Below are 4,027 nucleotides of genomic sequence, written 5' to 3'. Positions count from 1 at the left end.
AGACGTAAAGGTGTTTGAGCTGGCGGAATGGTTCGGCTTCGGCGGGAACGCGCAATATTTTAGCCAGGTATTCAAAAAATGGGCAGGTATGACCCCCTCCGAGTACATTAAATCACACGAACGGGGATGAGCTGCTGAGTCCCTCTGTTTTTTAAACCTTTGAAATCTGATTTGTGTATTCCAATGTTTCTCTGCTTTTGGGAAAATAACGACAGGAGCAAATGTAAACGCTATCAAACAAGCGTAAGTACATTGTTATTTGTCATAGGGCTCCTTTCTAGAACAGCGAAAAGGGGAGAGATAGGTGGGCAAAAAGGGATGGTTTCTGATCATAGCAATGCTGCTCGTGTTGACGACGGCATGTAGTGGAGCGGACGGCGGAGGCAATTCGGGCACAAGTGCAGACGGGAAAGTAAAGGTGCGAATCGCTTGGTGGGGATCGGATACGCGCCACGAATATACGCAAAAGGTTATCGATTTGTATAAGCAAAAAAAACCGAATGTAACGATTGATGTGGAATATGCCTCTTTCGATGACTATTGGAAGAAGCTCGCACCGCAGGCGGCGGCCAATCAACTGCCGGATATCGTGCAGATGGATATTTCGTATATTAGCCAATATGCGAAGAACGGCCAGCTGGAAGATATGGCGCCTTACTTGAATCAGAAAATCCAAGTTGCTGATGTGAACGAAAATGTACTCAAAACCGGGATCATTGCTGGAAAACAATATGGTATCCCAACAGGTGTCAATGTGCTGGGCTTCCAGTATGATCCGGCCTTGCTCAAAAAAGCGGGCATAGACAAAATTCCTGACAACTGGACATGGGATCAATATAAGGAGCTGGCTTTGAAGGCAGCCTCCAATAAAATCTATTTTGACAGCTCCATGACTGCGGATATTTTCTTCCACTACTATTTGCGGACACATGGCAAATCTCTCTACAATACCGAAGGAACAGGATTGGGGTATGACGACGATAAGCTGTTTATTGATTTCTTCGGTGGTTTGGCTGAGCTGATTAAGAAGGGAGCGACACCAACTCCTGAAGTCATGAACCAAACCAAGGGTATTCTTGAGGAATCGGATATCGTAAAAGGAACGGGCATCGGCATTTGGCAGTGGTCCAATCAGTATGTGGGCTTACAGCAGGTCGTGAATCGTCCCATGGCACTTGCTCCAATGTTTGGACCGAATATGGAAAAAGGCGTGTATATGCAGCCTACCATGTACTGGGCGGTGGCTTCCCGTTCACAGGTGAAGGATGAGGCCGCCAAGTTTATTGATTTCTGGATGAACGATATAGAAGCGAATAAATTGATTAAAGGCGAACGCGGCGTACCGATTTCTGCCAAAATCAAGGAAGCTGTAGCGCCGGAATTGAGCGAGGCAACGAAGCAGGTGTTTGAATTTGTGGCTTCCATGGAGCCAAAAGCTTCTCCCATGAGCCCGCCGCCACCGGTTGGATCGCCGGAAGTGATCGCTACTCTGACCGATTATATTGAGCAGGTCAATTTCGGACAGATGACACCTGAAGACGCAGCGGTCAAATTCCGGGCTGATGCGAATACCATCCTTGCGAATAACAAGCAGTAACAATGCAACGAGGGCTTTTGATATCTGACAACGATTAAGCCTAGGGTTGAAGGATTGTTTCGTTGGGTTAACCGTGCGTAGTACAAAGCATGTTTGCGCACGGTTGATCCGACGAGCCCATCGCAGAAGCAACCTTTGTAGATATCACAATATAATTCATATAACAACGATTAGTGGATACATTCGAATTCACCAATTTTAAAATGCAAGAGAAGGGAGGCTTGATGAGCTTGCGAAATCATCAGAGCTTGAAAGCCAATATGACCGGATATGCGTTTATCAGCCCGTTTATTGTGGGCTTTCTGGCATTTACGTTAATTCCAATGTTTATTTCGCTGTATCTGTCCTTTACCAGCTACAATCTGTTCACCCCGCCCAAATGGATTGGTCTGGGTAACTTCGAAAAAATGTTCACAGGCGACCCGAAATACTGGAATTCGATCCGGGTCACGTTTACGTATGTATTGGTCGGTGTACCATTGCGGCTGATCTTCGCCTTGTTTGTGGCGATGATTTTGAATACCAAGTCACGCATGGTGGGCACCTATCGGACGATGTACTATCTGCCTTCTATTATCGGGGGGAGCGTGGCAGTGTCCATCATGTGGCGCAACATTTTCAGTAATGAGGGCATTGTTAACAGCTTGCTTTCAGCCTTGGGGGCAACCCCGGTGAAATGGTTTGGTGATCCGAATGCTTCGCTAATGATGCTAATTACCTTGTCTGTATGGCAATTTGGTTCATCCATGCTTATTTTTCTGGCAGGGCTGAAAAACATTCCGCATGAAATGTACGAAGCGTCCAGTGTGGACGGCGCTACACCAGTACGAAAATTTTTCAGTATTACGCTGCCGCTGCTAAGCCCGATCATCTTATTTAACTTGATTATGCAGACGATCAGTGCGTTTATGACCTTTGTTCCGGCCTATGTCATCTCCAAGGGTGAGGGAGGCCCAATGGATGGAACGATGCTGCATTCACTGTATCTGTTCCGGCAGGCGTTTATGTTCAGCAATATGGGATATGCGGCGGCAATGGCTTGGGTCATGCTCATTATGATTGCGATACTGACAGCGATTTTATTTATAACATCCAAATTCTGGGTGTTTTATGAAACGGAAAAGGGGCGCTGATACCCATGGCATGGAAAACGTTCAAATGGCCAATTTATCACATTCTGGTTGCTGCACTGGCGCTCCTGATGCTGTACCCCGTGTTCTGGATGCTGTTCAGCTCATTCAAAGAAAGTCGGACGATCTTCGTCACGGCCTCCTCGCTGTTCCCTACAGAATGGATTTGGCAAAACTATGTAACAGGCTGGAAAGGCACAACGGGTTATAACTTCGGCACATATATTCTAAATTCGCTCACGATCGTAGTGATTTCCACGATTGGCGCCGTGCTTTCTTCCTCATTGATCGCATTTGGCTTCGCACGCTTGAAATTCAAAGGGCGTAACTTGTGGTTTGCGCTGATGATGGTGACGCTGATGCTGCCGGGCGATGTGGTGCTGGTGCCGCAGTATATCATTTTTACTAAGCTTGGTTGGATCAATACGATCCTGCCGTTGGTGGTGCCATCCTTTTTCGGGATGCCGTTCTTTATCTTCCTGATGGTGCAGTTTATACGGACAATTCCGGCTGAGCTGGATGAAGCGGCGACCATTGATGGATGTGGTAAATTCCGATTGTATTTTCGGATTATTTTACCCTTGCTCAAATCCTCACTGGCTACGGCGGCCATCTTCTCTTTCTACTGGAAGTGGGAGGATCTGTTAGGCCCGGTGCTATATCTGAACTCGCCAGAAAAATATACCGTATCGATTGCACTCAAAATGTTCCTCGACAGTGAGTCAGCCTCCAACTGGGGCGGAATGTTCGCGATGTCGATCTTAAGCCTGCTGCCTGTAATCGCTGTATTCTTCGCTTTCCAAAAACAAATCGTAGAAGGAATGAGTACGAGTGGTTTGAAGGGCTAAGACCAGAAAATGCATAGCGCGACGATATTAAGCTTGTGCATAGAAATAGGCTGCACCTGAATATGCATACGATTGAATGTTGAGTTTTTTTGGGTGTTGGCTGAGGAGTGAGTAAAATGTGGAAGTTTGACTTTGGTCCGGGGGAGCCTGCGGATGGCTACAAGGCCGTGCCCCCGGATTGTATTTATACAGCTGAACAGGGCTATGGCTTCGAAACTACGGAACATGTGTATGGGCGACAAAGGCAGAATTCAGCCAAGGATGCACGTATACGGCTGCGAAACAGCTTTTGTATTCCACTGAACGCTTCGTTTATTGCAGATGTGCCGGACGGAATAGTTTTGGTCACCGTACTGCTTGGCGATCCACTGGCGGAAACGCTCACCCGGCTTCAGGCTGGCGAGGGCAAGCATATGCTGCCCTCAGTGCACACGCTGCCGGGCCAGTTCACG

General features: G+C 47.4%; 4 protein-coding genes and 1 pseudogene. All 5 read left to right on the top strand.

Annotated elements, in window-relative coordinates; genetic code table 11:
- A partial coding sequence (locus AC5V8P_RS24090) for a helix-turn-helix domain-containing protein (RefSeq protein ID WP_495473945.1) occupies window positions 1-130 on the top strand: 130 nt, incomplete at its 5' end.
- Window positions 131-304: 174 nt separating this feature from the next.
- The gene (locus AC5V8P_RS24085; protein WP_064796559.1) at window positions 305-1,597 is read left to right on the top strand and encodes an ABC transporter substrate-binding protein; all 1,293 of its coding nucleotides are present in this window, start codon (window positions 305-307) and stop codon (window positions 1,595-1,597) included.
- A gap of 224 nt (window positions 1,598-1,821) precedes the next feature.
- Window positions 1,822-2,730 carry a carbohydrate ABC transporter permease gene (locus AC5V8P_RS24080; RefSeq protein WP_058831218.1) on the top strand — a complete coding sequence of 303 codons (909 nt, stop codon included), beginning with the start codon at window positions 1,822-1,824 and terminating at the stop codon, window positions 2,728-2,730.
- A gap of 5 nt (window positions 2,731-2,735) precedes the next feature.
- The gene (locus AC5V8P_RS24075; RefSeq protein ID WP_013369435.1) at window positions 2,736-3,575 is read left to right on the top strand and encodes a carbohydrate ABC transporter permease; all 840 of its coding nucleotides are present in this window, start codon (window positions 2,736-2,738) and stop codon (window positions 3,573-3,575) included.
- Between the two features lie 116 nt (window positions 3,576-3,691).
- Window positions 3,692-4,027: pseudogene (locus AC5V8P_RS24070) on the top strand (GDSL family lipase); the annotation flags it as partial.

The organism is Paenibacillus sp. N119s, from assembly GCF_059447605.1.
The sequence above is the reverse complement of the archived record's forward strand: the minus strand, read 5'-3'. Positions and strand labels throughout refer to the sequence as shown.

Coding starts and splice junctions, on each gene's coding strand:
- AC5V8P_RS24080 (WP_058831218.1), top strand. CDS start 1,822: ATGAGCTTGCGAAATCATCAGAGCTTGAAAGCCAATATGACCGGATAT.
- AC5V8P_RS24075 (WP_013369435.1), top strand. CDS start 2,736: ATGGCATGGAAAACGTTCAAATGGCCAATTTATCACATTCTGGTTGCT.